We start from the raw sequence: 19,556 nt of genomic DNA on the forward strand, positions 1-19,556 counted from the left end.
TGCCAAATCCTGACACCGCAAAGGCAGAAACGTGCAGACAAGTATCACTCACGACACAGGTGCGCGACCACGCACTGACGACCGCGATCCCGCCTCGACGCTGACCTCGCAGCGGACGGCCTTCCGCGTCGCGAACATGGACTGCCGCAACGAGGAAGCAGCGATCCAGGTCCGGTTGGCCCAGTTTCCCGAGGTCGAGGCACTCTCGTTCGACCTGCCGGCTCGCAGGCTCGTGGTCGAGCACCGGTTGCCCGATTCGCAGCCCTTGCTTCACGCCTTGACCGAGATCGGCATGTCCGCATCGTTGGAAGCGGAAGAGACGGTCGCTGACGGCGACGCATGCGGCTCGGCTTGTTCTTCGGCCTGCGGCGGCAGTGTGAGCGTGCCTTCGACGCACTTCTTCACGGTCCCGGACATGGACTGCCGCAACGAAGAAGCGGCGATCCGAGCGCGGCTGGAGCCACTCGACGGGGTCAACTCGCTGGAATTCGACCTTCGGGCGCACCGGCTGTCGGTCGTGCACACCTTGCCGTCCGCCGAGCCGATCCTGCAGCAGTTGCAGGCGATCGGCATGCGGGCACACCTGAGCAACACGACGGAGGCGGCACCGCCCTCGAGCCCCGATGCAGACGCCGATTGCGGCCCCTGCGGCAAGCCCGCACCAACGCTCGCGTTGGTGCCTGCGGCGAGCGGCAATACCACGCAGTTCCTGATCACCAACATGGACTGCCCGACCGAGGAAGCGCTGATCCGCAAGCGCCTGGGCAAGCTCGACGCGATCGACCGGCTCGACTTCGACCTGATGAAGCGCCGCCTGGCGGTGCAGCACCGGCTAGTCGACCCCGCACCCGTGCTCGATGCACTGCGCGAGATCGGCATGGAGGCCACCGTCGAACGCGAGGCCGGCGCCAGCCCCCAAGGACAGGCCACCTATCTGATCGAGAAGATGGACTGCCCCACCGAGGAGGCGCTGCTGCGCAAGGCCCTGGAGGGCCTGCCCGGCGTCGCGGCGCTGCAGTTCGACTTGATGAGCCGCACGCTGATCGTCAGCCATTCGCTACAAGACGAGGCGCCGATCACCGCGGCGATCGAGCGCCTGGGCATGGCGCCGGTCCTTCGGGACAGCAGCCAGCCCGCACCGGCGGTGACGCGTGAGTTCGGCAGCGGCATCTCGAAGAGCCAGTGGCTGCGCATGGCGGCCGCCGGTGTGCTGGCGATCGGTGCCGAAGTGATGGCGTTTTCCGGCATGGGCGAATCGTCGTTGCCGGTGGTGGGCGCCTCGCTCGCGGCCATCGCCCTGGGCGGGATCGACACGCTGAAGAAGGGCTGGATCGCGCTGCGCACCCGATCGCTCAACATGAACCTGCTGATGACGGTCGCCGTCATCGGCGCCGCGCTGATCGGCCAATGGCCGGAAGCCGCGGTGGTGATCTGGTTGTTCGGCATCGCCGAGATGATCGAGGCGCTGAGCCTGGACCGCGCCCGCAACGCGATCCGCAAGCTGATGGACCTGGCGCCGGAAACGGCACTCGTGAAGCAGGCCGACGGACGCTGGGACGAGGTCAAGGCGGAGACGGTGCCGCTCGGCGCCCTGGTCCGCGTGCGGCCCGGCGAACGCATCGCGCTCGACGGCGTCGTCGTCTCCGGTGCCTCGGCGGTCAACCAAGCGCCCATCACCGGTGAAAGCATGCCGGTGGAGAAGAACTCAGGCGACACGGTCTTTGCCGGCACCATCAACGAGCGCGGCACGCTCGAGTTCGAAGTGCGCTCGCGCAAGGGCGAGACCACGCTCGACCGCATCGCCCGCTCGGTGCAGGACGCGCAGGGCCAGCGCGCGCCGACGCAGCGCTTCGTGGACCGCTTCGCCAGCTTCTATACGCCGGCCGTCTTCGCGCTCGCGCTTGCCGTCGCCGTGATCCCGCCGCTGTTCTTCGGCGGCATCTGGTTCGACTGGGTCTACAAGGCGCTGGTGATGCTGGTGATCGCGTGCCCCTGCGCGCTCGTCATCTCGACGCCGGTCACGGTGGTCAGCGGCCTGGCCGCAGCGGCGCGGCGCGGCATCCTCGTCAAGGGTGGCCTGTACCTGGAACAGGGGCGCCTGCTGCGCGCGGTGGCGCTGGACAAAACCGGCACCTTGACACACGGCCGACCGGCACTGACCGAGACGGTGCCCGTGGCCTCGATGTCACGCGAAGAGGTTCTGCGGGTCGCAGCGAGCCTCGACGCCCTGTCGGAGCACCCGGTTGCGACCGCCATCGTCAACGGCTACGGCGACCGGCCGCACGCCACCGTGCAGCGCTTCGAAGCCTTGGCCGGGCGTGGCGTCAAGGGCGACATCGACGGCCAGACCTACTACATCGGCAACCAGCGGCTGGCCACCGAGCTGGGCATCGCGAGCGAGCCGGTGCGCGCGCTGCTGGAGCAGTTCGAAGCGCAGGCCAAGACCGCCGTGGTCCTTGCCACGGACAAGCAGGCGCTGGCCGTGCTGGCGGTGGCCGACACGGTGCGCGACAGCAGCAAGCTGGCGGTGGCCGAGCTGAAGCGGCTCGGCGTCGAGCCGGTCATGCTCACCGGCGACAACAGCAAGACGGCCCAAGCCGTGGCGGCGCAGGTCGGCATCACGGACGCGCGCGGTGACCTGCTGCCGCAGGACAAGCTGGAGGCCATCGAGAAACTAGCGGCCCGGGGTCCTGTGGGCATGGTCGGAGACGGGGTCAACGACGCACCGGCGCTGGCGAAGTCGAACATCGGGTTCGCCATGGGCGCCGCCGGCACCGACACCGCGATCGAGACCGCCGACGTGGCGCTCATGCAGGACGACCTGCGCAAGCTGCCCGAGTTCATCGCCCTGTCGCGCCGGGTCGGCGGCATCCTGAAGGCCAACATCGCGTTCGCGATCGGTACCAAGGCGGTCTTCATGGTGCTCGCCTTTACGGGTCACGCCAGTCTGTGGCTGGCGATCCTGGCGGACATGGGCGCGAGTCTGGTCGTCGTCTTCAACGGGCTGCGCCTGCTGGGCCGTTCGGCACCCACCGATCGTCACCATGCCGGCTGAGCGCGGCGTGCGCCTGGGCTTCCTGCTGGCGGGCCTGATTCTGGCCGCCGACGTTGCGACCAAAGCCGCGATCGTCGCGTGGGTCGAGTACAGCTCGGTGCACGAGTGGCTGCCGGTTCTCAACATCGTGCACGTGCTCAACCGCGGCGCGGCGTTCAGCTTCCTGCACGACGCGGGCGGCTGGCAGCGCTACTTCTTCATCGCGATCGCGCTGGCTGCGTCGGTCCTCCTGGTCGTCATGATCCGGCGCCCCGGGATGTCGATTGTCGAGCGTACGAGCTTCGGACTAATCCTCGGCGGCGCCTTGGCGAACATGGTCGACCGCCTCATGCGCGGCGCCGTGGTGGATTGGATCGACGTGCACTGGGGTCCGCATCACTGGCCGGCGTTCAACATGGCGGACGTCGGCATCAGCATCGGCGCGGTGTTGATCGTGGTCCACGAGGTCTTCGGCAGGAAGCGGCTGCACGAAGCGAATGGATGAACTCGACGCATCCGGCCGGCCGTTGTGGGTCATGGGCCGAGGTTGGGCCGTCTACGCCGGCCCGGTGGAGCCCGTCCGGCTGCACCGGCACCGGGCGACCGTAGCTGGCATGGTGTTCTCACGGCACCTTGAGGCTGTAGGCGGCTGGGGCGTGCTAGACAAGTCCGGCCACTTCCTGCCTGCCTTCGTGCCGCATCTCCTGCTCGTGGCCGCTCAGCCCTTGCGCATGGTGTCCCGTGATCCGACCATGCGGAGGCACGAGCCTTTCCGACACCTTGCGGCGGGTGCCGCGGCGCTGTCTGGGCCGCCGACCTCGCTTGGCACGAGCAGGCGCTCGACCGGGCGGTGCCACGTTCGGCGTGCGTCCGGCGCCATTGCGCGGGCACGCATTGTCTGCGCCGACCACGTCACGCCGCCGCTCAGGCCGCACGGGCTGGCACTTGTAGACGCCTCCTGAACATCGGGCGAACTGAGCATGGACTTGATGCTGCTGGCCAAGGCGACAGTGCTGGGCATCGTGGAAGGTCTGACTGAGTTCCTTCCAATCTCTTCCACCGGTCATCTGATCCTCGCGGCGTCATTGCTGCGCTTTGATCACCATGCCGCGCAGGTGTTCGAGATCACGATCCAGGCCGGCGCGATGCTCGCCGTGGTCTGGCACTACCGGGCGCCGTTGGCGGCCACCGCTTTCGGCCTGACCTCCGACCCGGCGCGTCGGCGGTTTGCGCTTAATCTGTTGGTTGCCTTCGTTCCCGCGGCCGTCCTGGGCCTGCTGTTCGGTTCGTTCATCAAGGGCCACTTGTTCAACCCGACCACGGTTGGAATCGCGTTTGTGCTTGGCGGAGTGGTCATCCTGCTGGTGGAGCGTTCGCAGCGGAGGCGTCCCCGCGGCACCTCGCGACGGGCGGACATTGGCACCGTGGACGATCTGACTCCGAAAGACGCATTGCGCATCGGTCTCGTGCAATGCGCGGCATTGATCCCGGGCACCAGCCGATCCGGGGCGACGATCATCGGTTCGATGCTGCTCGGGCTGCCGAGGCAGGTGGCCACCGAGTTCAGCTTCTACCTCGGCATTCCCACCCTCTTCGCGGCGGCTGTCTATTCAACGTATCAGCACCGCGACACGTTGCGCGCTGAGGATGTCGCGCTGTTCGTCAGTGGTACCGTGGTGGCCTTCATCAGTGCGCTGGCCTGCATTCGCTGGCTCCTACGGTACGTGTCGACGCACGACTTCAGCCCCTTCGGATGGTACCGGATTGCCTTCGGCGCACTGATTCTGTTCGCCTTTGAAGCAGGCTGGATCGCCTCGCCGACCTGAATATAGGCCAATGAAACTTCGCACCAGAGTAAATCCTAAACTCACAACCCAGGAGGGCGTCAATGCAAGCTACTGAACCCACGAATGAAAAGATTAGAGCGTTGGCATTTCAAGCTACGGAGATCAAGCAAGCAAGCGATCATTGTTCGGGTCAAAGCGAAACGTGGAGCGAGCTCAATCTTGACGCGTTTGCACGTGTGCTTGTCGAGGATTGCATCAGCCTCATCGAGCAACAAAGTCCAGAAGGCGAACAGGGTTTGGTCAAGGTCGGAGCATTAAAGACAGCCCTGCGCCAGCGTTATGGACAGCCTTAAGGCGTGACAGGCAGATCCTTGCGGCGGGCACTCGGATCGAACGCGCGATGACCGATAGCCCAAGCTAGGTGATTTACCAGGTTGCAAGCCAAACCTAAGAAGGATGGGCATCGGCGCAGTTGGAGTTACCCATTGAGTTTGACCAGCATGGGCAAAAAGGTCTGCTTCAGCGCCTCCGGCGTGATGGGGCCGATGTGCTTGTGGCGGATCACGCCTTTCTTGTCGATCAGGTAGGTTTCGGGCACGCCGTAGACGCCGTAGTCGATGCCGACGCGGCCTTCGGCATCGACGGCGATCTTCGCGTAGGGGTCGCCGTGCTTGCGCAGCCAGCCCTTGGCATCCTCCGGCCGGTCCTTGTAGTTGAGCCCGATCACCATGACGCCCGGCTGCCTGGCCAGCTGCGTCACGTACGGGTGCTCCGCCAGGCAGGGCGTGCACCACGACGCGAAGACATTGAGCACCCAGACCCGGCCCTTCATCTGCTCGGCCGTGAGCCTCGCCGCCGGGTCGTGCAACTGCGGCAGGTCGAACGCCGGTGCCGGCTTGTCGACGAGCGGCGAAGGCACCTCACGCGGATTGCGCTGGAGGCCCACGGCGAGGAAGCCGGCCATCACCACGAAGATGAACAGCGGAACGAGGTAGCGCTTCATTGCGGAAGGCCCGAGAGGGCGGAGGTCAGCTCGGCGGTGGTCAGCAGCTCGGACAGTACCTGCGGAGGCTTGCCAGGCGAGTACAGCACGTACAGCGGCACGCCGGTCCTGCCGAAGCTGGCCAGCGCCGCCGTGATGCTCGCTTCGCGCCGGGTCCAGTCGGCACGCAATAGCGCGACGTTCCGCGCTTGAAACGACGCCTGTACGGCCGGGTCGGAAAGCGTTGTCTTCTTGTTGTACTGGCAGGTGACGCACCACGCTGCCGTGAAATCGACGAACACCGGCCTGCCCGTGGCCAGGATCGAGTCGACCTTGCCGGCGTTCCAGGCTTCCCAGCCGGCGACTTGAGCGTCTCCCGGCGGAGCGACCACGCCTGCCTGGATCTCGCGGAACGCCACTGTCGCCGTCGATGCGAGGGCCGCCACGGCAAGCAGCCCGACGGTCGCGCGCGCGGTGCCGCGCAGACTGGCCGCCCACGCCAGCAGGCTTGTCGCGACCAGCAGCGCCAAGGTGGCGATCAGCGCATCGATGCCGGTCTGCTTGCCCAGGACCCAAAGCAGCCACACGACGGTTGCAAACATCGGAAATGCCAGCAGTCGCTGGAACGTATCCATCCAAGCCCCTGGCCGGGGCAGCAGCTTCGCCGCCGCTGGAGTCCAACTGGCGACCAGATAGGGCATTGCCATTCCGAGCCCCAGCGCGGCAAAGGTCGCGAGCGCTTGCTCCGTGGGCATGGCCACCGCAAAACCGAGGGCCGCCCCCATGAACGGCGCCGTGCACGGCGACGCAACGGCCACGGCCAGGACGCCGGAAAGGAACGCGTTCATCGTCCTGTGGCGGGCTTCATTGGCCAGCCACGATGCTGGCAGCAGGCGCCCGAACGTAACGACGCCCGCCAGGTTCAGGCCGATGATCGTGAACAGCACGGCCAAAGCAGCGACCATCGAAGGGCTCTGAAGTTGGAAGCCCCAACCCACCTGTTCGCCGGCCGCCCGCAGCGCGACGAGGACGACACCGAGTGCGACGAAAGAAGTGACGACCCCCCCAGCATAGGCCGCACCATCGACGCGCCTTCCCGCGGCGTCCTGGCCGTGCCGGGCGAAGCCGAATACCTTGATCGCAAGCACGGGAAAGACGCAGGGCATCAGGTTAAGCATGAGCCCCCCGACAAAGGCGCCGAGCAGCGCCAGGCCGAGAGTCAGACGTTGCTCCGCGGACTGCGGCGTGCCTACGGCTTCGCCGAACGCAGGCACTGCAGTGCTGACCGCCCCCGGCGCAGGCCAGGCGCCGAAGACCGCAGCCTCTGTCCGCCACCCTCCTTGCGGGCTGGTCAGAACCATCGGCAGGGTTCGCGGACTCTCTAGGCGCTGCGCGGACAACGGCACTCGCGCGGTCCATTCGCTGCCGTCCCACCGCTGAGACCACGGCGCCGAGGCATCGATGACACCCGGTGTCTCTGGAAAAAGGTCGAGTTTTTGCCCGACGAGAGAAGCCGGGAGCCCGGTGACACGGACAGCGAGCGAAGTGCCTTCGATATCGATGCGACTGCTGCCCGTGAACTCTCGCGTCAGCAAGGCCCAACTCCCCTGGAACGCCGTGACATCGGATGCATGGCTGCTATAGGGAGCGATGCGCAAGCTGAGCTCGCCTTCTTCAGGTATGCACACGTCTTTGCACACAAGCCATTGGGCCTTGAGCTTCACCTCCAGTTCTGAATGCGCGTAGTCGGCGAGCGAGAACTCGGGCGAGAAGCGCACGGGCGCCTGCAGCAGCACGGTGCCGGCATAGCCGTAGTTGACGAGCGAGCCCAACAGAAACTTGCTTGGCACCGGCCAGCGAACCTCGCCGGCCGACACGCCGCGAGGAAGGCTCCACTGCAGGCGGGTCGGCAAGCCGGCGTCCCCGGGGTTCAGCCAGTACGACTTCCAGCCTGGCCGATGCGTCAATCGAAGTCCGAGCCAGACTTGCTTGTCCGGTCCAAGCCCATCCGGAGCGTGCACCAGCAACTCTGCGCGCGTGCGCTCGGTGGTAACGACGCTCGGGCCGTCCGCAGCACTCTTAAACAGTTGCGCTTGGGCGAGGGTTGCGCAGATACCGAGGGCAATCGCGGTAATCGTCTGAAGCAGAGATCGACGCGTCATGGAGAAATGGTGCTGCGGACAAGGTTCATCGCTTCCTCGCTGTCCCACTCCGCCGCGCCTGTCAGCCGCCCGACTTCGCGACCTCGCCGATCAATCAACAGGGTTGTCGGAACGGCGGACGTTCCGAGCTTGAAGCCCGCGGTCGCGGTTGGATCCTGGAAGACGCGGAGATGGCGGATGCCGACCTGAGAGTAGAAGGCCTTGACCTTGGTAAGGCCCTTGACATCATTGTCGATGGACAACGCCACCACCTCGAAGTCGCGGCCGCCAAGGCTGGCCTGCAATCGGTCGAGCGCGGGCATCTCCTGCCTGCAAGGGGTACACCACGTTGCCCAAATGTTCAGCAGCAAAACCTTCCCCTGAAGGTGGTCAAGTTGCATTGGCGCACCGTCGCTGTTGACGAACGAGACAGGGGCGGTTTTCTTCGGTTGAGGGAGCATGACAAAGCGCTGTGCGCCAATAAGGGCACCGCCCGGCCCATGACGAAGGTTGTTTAGGACAGCGCCTGCGGCCATGGCAGCAACCACGACCACGACAATGGTCCACCGGTGGCGCCATGTGGTCGCACCCACGCGTCCTTCACTCCTGCGCTGGATCTTCATCGTCCTTCCCTTGCTTTCCTGAGCAAGCGCGTTTGCCTCGGTCGTACGGCATACCCGGACAGCGTCGCAAGCAACGGATCGCGGCGCGGAAGGACGCCACCTGTTGCGTCTTTGGGTCGGCCCGCCGGCCGCAACGAGCCAACGCTTCGTGAGCATCAACGGCATGGGAATCGTAGACTCGGTCAGAGCCGCTGAGCCATGATCGGCATTGGAAACCATGAAGTTGGTTTAGAGTCAACACAGCGATAGCTGACGGCATAGACATGAAAATTGGCACCCTGGCACAAGCAACAGCGACCGGCGTGGAAACCATCCGCTTCTACGAGCGGGAGGGTCTGTTACCGGCTCCAGCACGGTCGTCTGGGAACTACCGGGTCTACGCGCCCGAGCATCTCGAGCGTCTGGTTTTCATCCGGCAGTGCAGGTCGTTGGACATGACTCTGGACGAGATCCGCACACTCCTGCGGTTCAAGGACGCACCGCAGGCGGACTGCAACGATGTCAATGCATTGCTTGAGGCGCACATCGCGCACGTCGCTTACCGCGTCCGAGAGTTGAAAACCCTGGAGCGTGGGCTTAAGGAACTTCGCGGCCAGTGCGGCCGCTCGCGCCAGGCTAAAGATTGCGGGATCCTCGAGGGCCTCGCGACCCCGCTTCGTCCTGTGGAGGGCCGAGCACTGCCTGCTTCCTCCCGCCCGCCTGGTCGAGTGCAAAGGAAGCAGCCTCCTAGACGACTTGTTGCTTCACCTTGAGTCGAAGTCGCTGCCCCGGCCATGTTCAGCTTGGCATTAAGACGGCTCAGGCAGGGACGACAGGGCAGCGCCGCCGCTCCTCGGCACGTACTGAGTGATACGGAAGCCCCGCCTGTTATACCTGAGGACTGAGGGGTCAAATGGAGTGCGTTGGCACTGCTGCGGGTCGTGCGGCGGCGCCGGAATTGCGCTCTGGCCATTGGAGCAGTCAGCGCTTGGCTCCTCGTATTCGCTTTCCTCGCTGTGTCCGCTTGGACTTGGTCTTCCCGACCGTGTTCTGTCGGCGCTTAAGAAGCCAGAGAAGCACTGCGACCAAGCAAATGAGGACAGCCCATCCGCCGAGCAGCGTCCAGACGACAGCCCTGGGCAACTGAATCTGGCGCTCGAGCCTCGAAAGAGGCTTGCTTCGTTCCGTCATCGCACTGGAGGTGCTTGTGCGCATGTGTCGAGGTAGGGACAAGCATTGTCGATCGTGATGCGGTGCTGCCAATACGAGCAATGACCAAACGCAGTCCCGTATACTCGGGCCCATGCGCCGTTGGCTGATCCTCTGTCTGCTCGCCATGCTGCCGCTCCAGTTCAGCTGGGCGTCGGCAGCGGTGTACTGCCAGCATGAGACTTCGTCCGAGGCGCGTCACTTCGGTCACCACCAGCACGAACACAAGGCTGCTTCGGGCACCTGCGGGACCAATGCCGATGGCCAGGATCCTGCCAAGGGCGGTGGACTGTCGGTCGACAATGACTGCGGCTACTGCCATTTGAGCGTCGCCAAGACGTTGCAAGTGCAGTCGCTTGAGGTTCCCACCTTGAAGGGACCTGCCATCCAGGACGCCGCGGTTGGGCCGCTGCCAACGCGCGATCCGGACCGCCACGAACGCCCCAATTGGCGCCGCGCCTGATTCGGCGCGCGCACCCATCTCCAGGCAGGACCCTCCTCTGACCTGATCACTGCTGCCCGCGTCGAATCTCTCCGGCTGCCTTAGCAACCTCTGGAGTGTTCGATGCGCAGAACCTGCGTGCCGCTGCTGTGCGCGGCATTGATTTCCCCTCTTGCTCACGGCCAGGCTGCCACGCCTGTGGCTGTTCCCCCTGCCCCGCCCGCAAGCACGCCGGCCGCGTCGGCATCGACTGCGGGTGCAACACTGACGCTTGATGCTGCGCTGCAGACAGCGCTGCGCCAGAACCCACTGTTGCGCGCGGCCGAAGCCGAAGTCGCCGCCAGCCGCGGCACGATCGACCAGGCCGGGGTTCGTCCGAACCCAACCCTGGGGGTCGATCAGGAAGACACCCGGCGCGAGACCCGTACTAGCACGGTCGTACTCAGCCAGCCGTTCGAGCTCGGCGGCAAGCGTGCCGCTCGCGTCGAGCTGGCCCGCCGAGGGCGAGAGGTGGCGCTGGCCGACCTCGCCATCCGCCGAGCCGAGGTCCGCGCCGGCACCATTTATGCCTTCTTCGAAGCCCTGATCGCGCAGGAGCGGGTCCGGGCTGCCGAGGAGTCTGTGGGCATTGCCGCCCGTGGCACCGCTGCCGCCGCACGCCGGGTCGCCGCCGGCAAGGTCTCGCCCACGGAGGAGACCCGCGCCCGCGTGGCGGAGGCCACGACGCGCATCGAGCTGCGGCAGGCGCAGGCCGACCGCCAGGTCGCACAACGCGCCTTGAGCCTGGTGATGGGCGTGGCCGAAGCCGCCCTGGGTCCGCTCGACGGCAGCGTCGATGCCCTGCCGGCGCCGCCTGCGGGCGATGGCCTGGCGCAGCGTGTGTCGCAGGCGCCGATGCTGCGCCGTGCACAGCGCGAGGTGCAGCGCGCCGACGCAGCCTATGCGCTGGAACGGGCACGCCGCATCCCTGACGTCGTGGTGAGCCTGGGGGCCACGCGGGCGCAGGAGGTTGGTCGCACGCAACCCCTGATCGGTGTCTCGATCCCGCTGCCGATTTTCAATACCAACCAAGGCGCTCAGCTCGAAGCGCTGCGCCGTCGTGATGCGGCCCAGGCCATCGCGGAAGCAGAGGAACAACGCGTCCGCACCGAAGTGCAGCAGATCGTTGACATGCTGCAGGCGCGCGCCAGCGAGGCCCAGGTGCTGCGGCAGGAGGTGCTGCCTGGCGCACAGAGCGCCTACGAGGCGGCCAGCCGAGGCTTCGAACTCGGCAAGTTCGGCTTCCTGGACGTGCTGGACGCACAGCGCACGCTACTGCAGGCCCGCACGCAGTACCTGCGGTCCCTGGCTGAATTCAACCGGGCTGCGGCGGAGTTCGAACGCCGCCTCGGCAACCCCGACGATCGCCCGGACGCGGGCACTCAACCTTGAGAGCGACCATGAACACCAAGATGAATCCTGCTCGGCGCCTGCGCGCCGGCGTGGGCAAGAAGCAGCTTGCGGCCATCGTGGTGCTGCTGGCGCTGGGCGGCGCGGGCGCCGTGGCGATCCTCAACATGGGCGGCGCCAAGCCTGCTGGCGAAGAGAGCGGCGGCCACAACGAGGCAAAGGGACATGCCGACGGGGAACACCACGGCGGCAAGGGCAAGGACAGCCATGGCGACTCGGCCGGCCATGCCGACACCGAGCACCATGAAAAGGCGGCCAAGGGACCGAACGGCGGCCAGATGTTGACCGAGGGCGATTTCGGCGTGGAACTGCTGCTGACGGAGCAAGGCGGCGTGCCGCGCATGAAGCTCTGGCTCTCCCAGGGCGGCAAGGCCGTTGCACCCACTGCGGGCAAGGTCACTGGCGAGCTCACGCGCCCCGGCGGCGAGGTCGAGAAGCTCAGCTTCAACCTCGAGAAGGACGCCCTCGTCAGCGCCCAGCCGGTCCCGGAACCGCATGTGTTCGAAGGCACGCTGGCCGTGCAGACGCCCAAGGAGCCGTTCCTTTTCACTTTCTCCGAGCGAGAAGGCGTGATCGCCCTTTCGCCCGAGCAGTTGAAGGCTGCCGGCGTGGGCTTGGAAGCCGCGGGGCCGGCCAGCATTCGTTCGACGCTGCAGCTCCCCGGCGAGATCCGCTTCAACGAAGACCGCACGGCGCACGTCGTGCCCCGGGTTGCTGGAGTGGTCGAAGCGGTGTTGGTGTCGCTGGGGCAGCCGGTGCGCAAAGGCCAGGTGCTGGCCGTGATCAGCAGCCCGACCGTCTCCGAGCAGCGCGCCGAACTGCAGGGGGCGCTTGCCCGTCAGCAACTGGCGCGGACCACCTACGAGCGCGAAAAGAAGCTATTCGAAGAGAAGATCTCCCCGCAGCAGGACGTGCTGCAGGCGGAGCAGGCACTGCGTGAAGCCGAGATCGCCATCAACAACGCGCGGCAGAAGCTGCAGGCCGTAGGGGCCGGGACCGGCGTGGGAAGCCTCAACCGGTTCGAGCTACGCGCCCCGTTCGACGGCACCGTCGTCGAGAAGCACATCGCGCTAGGGGAGCAAGTGAAGGAAGACGCTCAGGTCTTCACCTTGTCCGACCTGCGCACCGTCTGGGCGCAGATCAACGTGCCGGCCAATGCACTGCCCCAGGTGCGGGTGGGGGAGCGGGTCACCATCCGCTCCACCGCGTTCGACCAGACGGCCAGTGGCACGGTGGCTTATGTCGGCTCGCTGATCGGCGAGCAGACCCGAACCGCGCCGGCGCGGATGGTGGTGCAGAACCCGGACGCCGTCTGGCGCCCGGGACTTTTCGTCACCGTGGAACTCACCGCCAACGATGCCACGGCGCCCGTCACCGTCTCAGCCGATGCAGTCCAGACGCAAGGCGACAAGACCGTGGTCTTCCTGCAGACGCCAAACGGCTTCGTCGCACAGCCGGTGCAGACCGGCCGCAGTGATGGCAAGCGGGTGGAAATCTTGAAGGGGCTGCAGGCCGGGGCGCGCCACGCCAGCGCCGGCAGCTTCGTTGTCAAGGCCGAGGCCGGCAAGTCCTCGGCCAGCCACGGTCACTGAAGGGCGCCGCATGTTCGAACGCATCATCCGATTCGCCATCGAGCAACGATGGCTGGTGCTGCTTGGCGTGCTGGGCATGGCGGCCCTCGGCGTCTTCAGCTACCAGAGGCTGCCGATCGACGCCGTGCCCGACATCACCAACGTGCAGGTGCAGATCAACACCGAGGCGCCCGGCTACTCGCCGCTGGAGACCGAACAGCGCGTCACCTACCCGATCGAGACCGTGATGGCCGGCCTGCCGGGTCTGCAGCAGACCCGTTCGCTGTCCCGTTACGGGCTGTCGCAGGTGACGGTGATCTTCGAAGACGGCACGGACATCTATTTCGCCCGCCAGCTTGTCAACGAGCGAATCCAGACCGCCCGCGACCAATTGCCGCAAGGCGTGACGCCCGCCATCGGCCCCATCTCCACCGGCCTGGGCGAGATCTACCACTGGACGGTGGAGGCGCAGGAGGGCGCCAAGCGGCCGGATGGCAACCCCTACACGCCGACCGACCTGCGTGTCATCCAGGACTGGATCATCAGGCCGCAGATGCGCACGGTGCCGGGGGTGACGGAGATCAACTCCATCGGCGGCTTCGCCAAGGAGTACCACGTCGCGCCGGACCCGATCAAGCTGTCGGCCTATGGGCTCACGCTGGGCGATCTGGTGAACGCGCTGGAGCGCAACAACGCCAGCGTCGGCGCCGGCTACATCGAGCGCAAGGGTGAGCAGTACCTGATCCGCGCACCGGGCCAGGTGCGCTCCATCGACGACATCCTGGACGTGGTGCTGCGCAACGAGGCCGGCGTGCCGGTGCGCATCCGCGATGTGGCCACTGTCGAGATCGGCCGCGAGCTGCGCACCGGCGCGGCCACCGACAACGGTCGCGAGGTGGTGCTGGGCACCGTCTTCATGCTGATCGGCGAGAACAGCCGCACCGTGTCGCAGGCGGTGGACAAGCGGTTGGCGGAGATCAACCGCAACTTGCCGGCCGGCGTGCAGGCGGTGACGGCGTATGACCGCACCGTGCTGGTCGACAAGGCCATCAGCACCGTCAGGAAGAACCTGCTCGAAGGCGCAGTGCTGGTCATCGTGATCCTGTTCCTGTTCCTTGGCAACATCCGCGCGGCCGTGCTGACGGCGATGGTGATTCCGCTGGCCATGCTGTTCACCTTCACCGGCATGGTCCAGCAGAAGATCAGCGCCAACCTGCTGAGCCTTGGCGCGCTCGACTTCGGGATCATCATCGATGGGGCCGTCGTCATCGTCGAGAACTGTGTGCGTCGACTGGCCCATGCACAGGCCCACCACGGACGTGCGTTGACGCGAGCCGAACGCTTCAAAGAGGTGTTCCTTGCGTCGCAGGAGGCACGCCGGCCGCTGATCTTCGGCCAGCTGATCATCATGATCGTCTACCTGCCGATCTTTGCGCTGGCCGGGGTCGAGGGGAAGATGTTCCACCCCATGGCCTTCACGGTGGTCATCGCGCTGGTCGGCGCCATGATCCTGTCGGTCACCTTCGTGCCCGCCGCGGTGGCGCTCTTCATCGGCAACAAGGTCGGCGAGAAGGAAAACCGCCTGATGGGCTGGGCGCGCCGCGCCTATGAGCCGCTGTTGGAGCGGGTGATGCACGCCAAGCCGCTGGTGCTGACCTTTGCGGCCATCACCATCGTGCTCACCGGACTGCTGGCGACGCGCCTGGGCAGCGAGTTCGTGCCCAGCCTGAACGAAGGCGACTTCGCGATCCAGGCGCTGCGCATTCCCGGCACCAGCCTGTCGCAGTCGGTGACCATGCAGCAGCAGCTTGAAAACACGCTGAAGGCCAAGTTCCCCGAGATCGAGCGCGTGTTCGCGCGCACCGGGACGGCCGAGATCGCGGCCGACCCGATGCCGCCCAACATCTCCGACGGCTATGTGATGCTCAAGCCGGAGAGCGACTGGCCTGAGCCCCGCAAGACCCGCGAGGAACTGGTCGCCGCGGTGAAGGCCGAGGTGGCCAAGCTGCCGGGACAGAACTACGAGTTTTCGCAGCCGATCCAGCTTCGCTTCAACGAACTGATCTCGGGCGTTCGGGCGGACGTTGCGGTCAAGGTGTTCGGCGACGACATGGACGTCCTCAACGAAACGGCGACCCAGATCGCCGGGGTGCTGCAGGGCATTTCGGGCGCGGCCGCAGTCAACATCGAACAGACCACCGGTCTGCCCATGCTCACGGTGCAGATCGACCGCAGCAAGACCGCGCGCTATGGGCTCAACGTGCAGGATGTGCAGGATACGCTGGCCACCGCCATCGGCGGTCGCGAAGCCGGCACGCTCTTCGAAGGCGACCGCCGCTTCGACATCCTGGTTCGGCTGCCCGATCACCTGCGGTCCAACCAGGAGGCGATTCGCCGCCTGCCGATTGCGCTGCCCAAGGGCGCCGACAACGCACAACGCTTCATCCCGCTGAGCGAGGTGGCGACGCTGTCGCTGGCGCCGGGGCCGAACCAGGTCAGTCGTGAAAATGGCAAGCGCCGGATCGTGGTCAGCACCAACGTGGCCGACCGCGACATCGGCAGCTTCGTGACGGAAGCCGAGCAGGCCATCGGCCAACAGGTCAAGCTGCAGAGCGGCTACTGGATGACCTGGGGCGGTCAGTTCGAGAACCTGCAGTCGGCCACCCAGCGCCTGAAGGTGGTGGTGCCGGTCTCGCTGCTGCTGGTCTTCGTGCTGCTCTTCATGATGTTCGGCAACCTCAAGGACGGCCTGCTGGTGTTCACCGGCATTCCCTTCGCCTTGACCGGCGGCATCGTGGCGCTGTGGCTACGCGGCATTCCACTGTCGATCTCGGCCGCGGTGGGCTTTATTGCGCTGTCCGGCGTGGCAGTGCTGAACGGCCTGGTGATGCTGTCCTTCATCCGCAGCCTGCGTGAGAACGGCCATCGCCTGGACGACGCGATCCATGAAGGTGCCGTCACCCGCTTGCGTCCGGTCCTGATGACGGCGCTGGTGGCGTCACTCGGCTTCGTGCCGATGGCCCTTGCCACCGGCACCGGCGCCGAGGTGCAGCGGCCATTGGCCACGGTGGTTATCGGCGGCATCCTGTCCTCGACCGCGCTCACGCTGCTGGTGTTGCCCGTGCTGTACCGGATCGCGCACCGGCGCGACGAGGACGAGGACGACGCGAATGGCGCGCCTGCGCCTGCCGTGTTGGATGTACCTGCATGAACGCAAGCCTGGGGCACTGGTCCCGCCTGCCGCGTGCCGGTGCATCGCCGACCGTCGCTGCTGCAGGCGTCGGGCTGCTTGTCGTGGTAGCCGACAACGTGAGCTTCTGGCGCACCTTTCTGAGCGCCCAAAGCCCCTCTGCATCGGCGGCGGGCGCCACCATCGCGCTTGCGCTGGTCCTGTGGCTCTGCGCCACGGCGGTGCTGTGCCTGCTGGGGGTGGGCCGGCTGGCCAAGCCGGTCTGGACCGTGGTGCTGCTGGTGTCGGCCGTGGCTGCGCATTTCATCGACACCTGGGGCGTGCTTCTCGACAAGTCGATGATGCGCAACGTGCTGCAGACCGACGCTGCCGAGGCCGCCGACCTGCTCAGCGCCGGTCTGTTGCTCGACGTGCTTGTCCGAGGCGTGTTGCCGGCAGCGCTTCTCTGGCGGCTGCCGGTTCAACCGGCGACGGTGGTGGGCGGCTTTCGCTCTGTGCTCGGCCTGACGCTGGTCACCGTGCTGGTACTGGCGGCCGCACTGGCCGCGTTCTACCCGGTCTACGCGTCGACATTTCGCAACCACCGTGAACTGCGGCTGCAGTTGGTGCCGTCCAACCTAGTGGGAGGACTGTATGGCGCATTGAAGCCTCGCGCCAACCAGACGATGGAGCGCATCGCGCCGGATGCGTATCGGGAGTCCTCCGCCCAACGCCCATTGCTCGTCGTCCTCGTGGTGGGCGAGACCGCCAGGGCGGACAACTTCTCTCTTGGCGGCTACCCGCGACCCACCAATGCGGCGCTGGACGGCAAACCGGTGGTGTACTTCTCATCGGTGATGTCCTGCGGGACCGACACCGCCACTTCCCTGCCATGCATGTTCTCCGACCTGGGCGCCGATCGGTTCGATCTGCAGCAGGCCGCCCAGCGCGAGAACGTGCTCGACGTCCTGCAGCGCATGGGGGTTCAGGTGCGTTGGATCGAGAACAACTCGGGCTGCAAAGGGGTGTGCGACCGCGTCCCCACGGGCTCGGTGCGCGGCAGCGCCTTCTGCACGGAAGGCGATGTCTGCTTCGACGAGTCCTTGATCGAGGTGGCGGCCTCCCAGTGGCCAGCTCCCGAACGCGATGCGCTGGTGGTGCTGCATCAGCAGGGCAGCCACGGTCCAGCCTACTTCAAGCGATACCCCAACCCCGGGCCCTACCAGCCCACCTGCGAGACCAACCGCCTGCAGGAGTGCGATCCGAAAAGCCTGGTCAACACCTACGACAACTCCATCGCCTACACCAGCCGTACCCTGGCCCGTGCGATCGATCGGCTGGACGGGTTGACTGCAGAGCGCGATGTGCTTCTGTTGTATGTGTCCGATCACGGCGAATCGCTCGGCGAACGCGGCGTCTTCCTTCACGGCCTGCCGCGCTGGATCGCACCCCACGAGCAACTCCATGTGCCGCTGCTGATGTGGATGAACGCGGGCGCTCAATCCCGGCTGGCACCTGACTCAGCCTGCCTCGGCAAGGTGGCGCAGTCGCCGGCGACGCATGACGCGCTGTTCCACACGCTGCTGGGCACCTTCGGCGTCCGCTCCTCTGCTTACCAAGCCGCGCTCGACCTGTTGGCGGCGCCGCGGGGCGAAGCCGAATGCCCGGCGGCTTCCGCGCTGGCGCTCCCACACCGCCGACCATAGGACCAACGACATGGGCTCGAATCACCAACACGCACCGTCCGGCTTCAACAACGAGAAGGCCTTGTGGCTGGCCTTCACGCTGACCTTCGGCTTCTTGATCGCCGAAGTGGTCGCCGGTGTCCTGACGCGCAGCCTGGCGCTGATTTCCGACGCGGCCCACATGTTCACCGATGCGGCGGCATTGGCCATCGCGCTGGCCGCTATCCGCGTGGCGAGGCGGCCGACCGACCTCAAGCGCAGCTTCGGCTACCACCGGTTCGAGATCCTCGCGGCGGCCTTCAATGCGCTGCTGCTGTTCGGCGTGGCGATCTACATCCTGGTGGAGGCGTGGCAACGCTTCCAACGGCCGGCGGCCATCGAGTCGACCGGCATGCTGGTGGTGGCGTCGCTGGGCCTGATCGTCAACCTGATCAGCATGCGCCTATTGGCCAGCGGCAAGGACGCGAGCCTCAACATCAAGGGCGCCTACCTCGAGGTGTGGAGCGACCTGCTGGGCTCGATCGGGGTCATCGTTGCGGCGGTGGTCATCCGCTACACCGGCTGGTCGTGGGTCGACAGTCTGGTGGCGGTGGCCATCGGCCTGTGGGTGTTGCCGAGGACCTGGGTGCTGCTCAAGGAAAGTTTGAACATCCTGCTGGAGGGTGTGCCCGAGGGCATCGACCCGCAAGCCGTCTCCCAGGCGATGCTGGACGTTCCGGGTGTGACGGGCATCCACGACCTCCACATCTGGGCATTGACCAGCGGCAAGGCCAGCATGAGCGCGCATGTGGTGCACCGGGACACGGTCGTGCCCCAGGAGCTGATCACGATCCTCCGCACGCTGCTCCACGACCGCTTCACGCTCCAGCACGTCACGCTCCAATGCGAGGTGACCCCCTGCCCGGACGCGCTGGACAACCCGCATTGGACCGAGCCGCGCACCGCCCTGGCGGCCCGGGCCGAGGCGGCCTCGGGCAATCCGCCCGCACGTCAAGGCTGATCGCTCGCGACGCTCTTCAAACTAGGAAAGGAACTCCATGAAAACCTTGCTTCTTCCCCTCCTCTTCGCCTGCCTCGGCGCCGGCAGTGCGCCCGCCGTGGCCGCTGACAATCATAAGGGTCACGACCACGGCGGCAAGGCCGCAAGCCATTCGGATCAGATCAAGCCGGCTTACGGCGGTGTGGTCACTGTGGTCAAGGACATCAACTATGAGTTGGTGGCCAAATCGGACAGCCTCACGCTCTATGTCAGCGACCATGGCAAGCCGGTGGACCTGAAGGGCGCCAGCGCCAGGCTCACGCTGCTGTCGGCCAGCGACAAGGCCGACGTGACCCTCGGCCCTGTCGGCGAGCGACTGGAGGCCAAGGGCAGCTTCAAGGTTGCCCCGGGCACGAAGGTGGCTGGGCAGGTGACCTTGCCTGGTGGCGCGCCAACGAACGTTCGCTTCACCCTCAAGTGATCCATCGCCGGCCGCACCCGTCTTG

15 protein-coding genes are annotated in these 19,556 nt (G+C 66.2%); 12 read left to right on the top strand and 3 right to left on the bottom strand.

What is annotated here, in order from left to right:
- Window positions 1-31: 31 nt before the first annotated feature.
- The 4 genes from LRS07_RS04925 to LRS07_RS04940 all read left to right on the top strand — a co-directional run bounded on the left by LRS07_RS04925 (window position 32) and on the right by LRS07_RS04940 (window position 5,174).
- Entirely contained in the window at window positions 32-3,055 is a 3,024-nt protein-coding gene (locus LRS07_RS04925) for a heavy metal translocating P-type ATPase (RefSeq protein WP_509909127.1), read from the top strand.
- The gene (gene lspA / locus LRS07_RS04930) at window positions 3,045-3,539 is read left to right on the top strand and encodes a signal peptidase II (RefSeq protein WP_260500879.1); all 495 of its coding nucleotides are present in this window, start codon (window positions 3,045-3,047) and stop codon (window positions 3,537-3,539) included. The genes LRS07_RS04925 and lspA overlap by 11 nt, the downstream gene beginning before the upstream one ends.
- A gap of 475 nt (window positions 3,540-4,014) precedes the next feature.
- Window positions 4,015-4,860, top strand: coding sequence for an undecaprenyl-diphosphate phosphatase (locus LRS07_RS04935; RefSeq protein WP_260500880.1), 846 nt, complete (start codon window positions 4,015-4,017; stop codon window positions 4,858-4,860).
- Between the two features lie 62 nt (window positions 4,861-4,922).
- Window positions 4,923-5,174 carry a hypothetical protein gene (locus tag LRS07_RS04940; RefSeq protein ID WP_260500881.1) on the top strand — a complete coding sequence of 84 codons (252 nt, stop codon included), beginning with the start codon at window positions 4,923-4,925 and terminating at the stop codon, window positions 5,172-5,174.
- A gap of 125 nt (window positions 5,175-5,299) precedes the next feature.
- On the opposite strand, the gene LRS07_RS04945 is transcribed toward LRS07_RS04940, so the two are convergent.
- Genes LRS07_RS04945 through LRS07_RS04955 form a run of 3 tightly spaced genes read right to left on the bottom strand, consistent with a single transcriptional unit; the run spans window position 5,300 to window position 8,567 of the window.
- Window positions 5,300-5,824, bottom strand: coding sequence for a DsbE family thiol:disulfide interchange protein (locus tag LRS07_RS04945; protein ID WP_260500882.1), 525 nt, complete (start codon window positions 5,822-5,824; stop codon window positions 5,300-5,302).
- Complete coding sequence (locus tag LRS07_RS04950; protein WP_260500883.1) at window positions 5,821-7,965, bottom strand: protein-disulfide reductase DsbD family protein; 2,145 nt, start codon at window positions 7,963-7,965, stop codon at window positions 5,821-5,823. The genes LRS07_RS04945 and LRS07_RS04950 overlap by 4 nt, the downstream gene beginning before the upstream one ends.
- Window positions 7,962-8,567 (bottom strand): TlpA family protein disulfide reductase, encoded by a 606-nt coding sequence (locus LRS07_RS04955; RefSeq protein WP_260500884.1) that lies wholly within the window; start codon window positions 8,565-8,567, stop codon window positions 7,962-7,964. Before LRS07_RS04955 ends, LRS07_RS04950 begins: the two co-directional genes overlap by 4 nt.
- A 263-nt stretch (window positions 8,568-8,830) precedes the next feature.
- Here LRS07_RS04955 and cadR point away from each other — a divergent pair, with 263 nt between their 5' ends.
- The 8 genes from cadR (at window position 8,831) to LRS07_RS04995 (ending at window position 19,531) form a co-directional block, all read left to right on the top strand.
- Window positions 8,831-9,319: a Cd(II)/Pb(II)-responsive transcriptional regulator gene (cadR, locus tag LRS07_RS04960; RefSeq protein WP_260500885.1), complete on the top strand. Its 489-nt coding sequence runs from the start codon at window positions 8,831-8,833 to the stop codon at window positions 9,317-9,319.
- A gap of 530 nt (window positions 9,320-9,849) precedes the next feature.
- Complete coding sequence (gene czcI / locus LRS07_RS04965; RefSeq protein ID WP_260500886.1) at window positions 9,850-10,218, top strand: cation efflux protein, CzcI family; 369 nt, start codon at window positions 9,850-9,852, stop codon at window positions 10,216-10,218.
- A gap of 102 nt (window positions 10,219-10,320) precedes the next feature.
- A complete protein-coding gene (locus tag LRS07_RS04970) occupies window positions 10,321-11,628 on the top strand; it encodes a TolC family protein (RefSeq protein ID WP_260500887.1) in 1,308 nt (435 codons plus the stop codon).
- An 8-nt stretch (window positions 11,629-11,636) separates the two neighbouring features.
- Complete coding sequence (locus LRS07_RS04975) at window positions 11,637-13,238, top strand: efflux RND transporter periplasmic adaptor subunit (protein ID WP_260500888.1); 1,602 nt, start codon at window positions 11,637-11,639, stop codon at window positions 13,236-13,238.
- Window positions 13,239-13,248: 10 nt separating this feature from the next.
- Window positions 13,249-16,428, top strand: coding sequence for a CusA/CzcA family heavy metal efflux RND transporter (locus tag LRS07_RS04980; RefSeq protein WP_260500889.1), 3,180 nt, complete (start codon window positions 13,249-13,251; stop codon window positions 16,426-16,428).
- Window positions 16,425-18,092: a phosphoethanolamine transferase gene (locus LRS07_RS04985; RefSeq protein ID WP_260500890.1), complete on the top strand. Its 1,668-nt coding sequence runs from the start codon at window positions 16,425-16,427 to the stop codon at window positions 18,090-18,092. Before LRS07_RS04980 ends, LRS07_RS04985 begins: the two co-directional genes overlap by 4 nt.
- 10 nt (window positions 18,093-18,102) lie before the next feature.
- A complete protein-coding gene (locus LRS07_RS04990) occupies window positions 18,103-19,071 on the top strand; it encodes a cation diffusion facilitator family transporter (RefSeq protein ID WP_260500891.1) in 969 nt (322 codons plus the stop codon).
- Between the two features lie 37 nt (window positions 19,072-19,108).
- On the top strand, window positions 19,109-19,531 hold the full coding sequence (locus tag LRS07_RS04995) for a hypothetical protein (protein ID WP_260500892.1): 423 nt from the start codon (window positions 19,109-19,111) through the stop codon (window positions 19,529-19,531).
- The last annotated feature ends 25 nt before the right edge of the window (window positions 19,532-19,556 follow it).

Source organism: Aquabacterium sp. J223 (assembly GCF_024666615.1).
Taxonomy (GTDB): domain Bacteria; phylum Pseudomonadota; class Gammaproteobacteria; order Burkholderiales; family Burkholderiaceae_C; genus J223.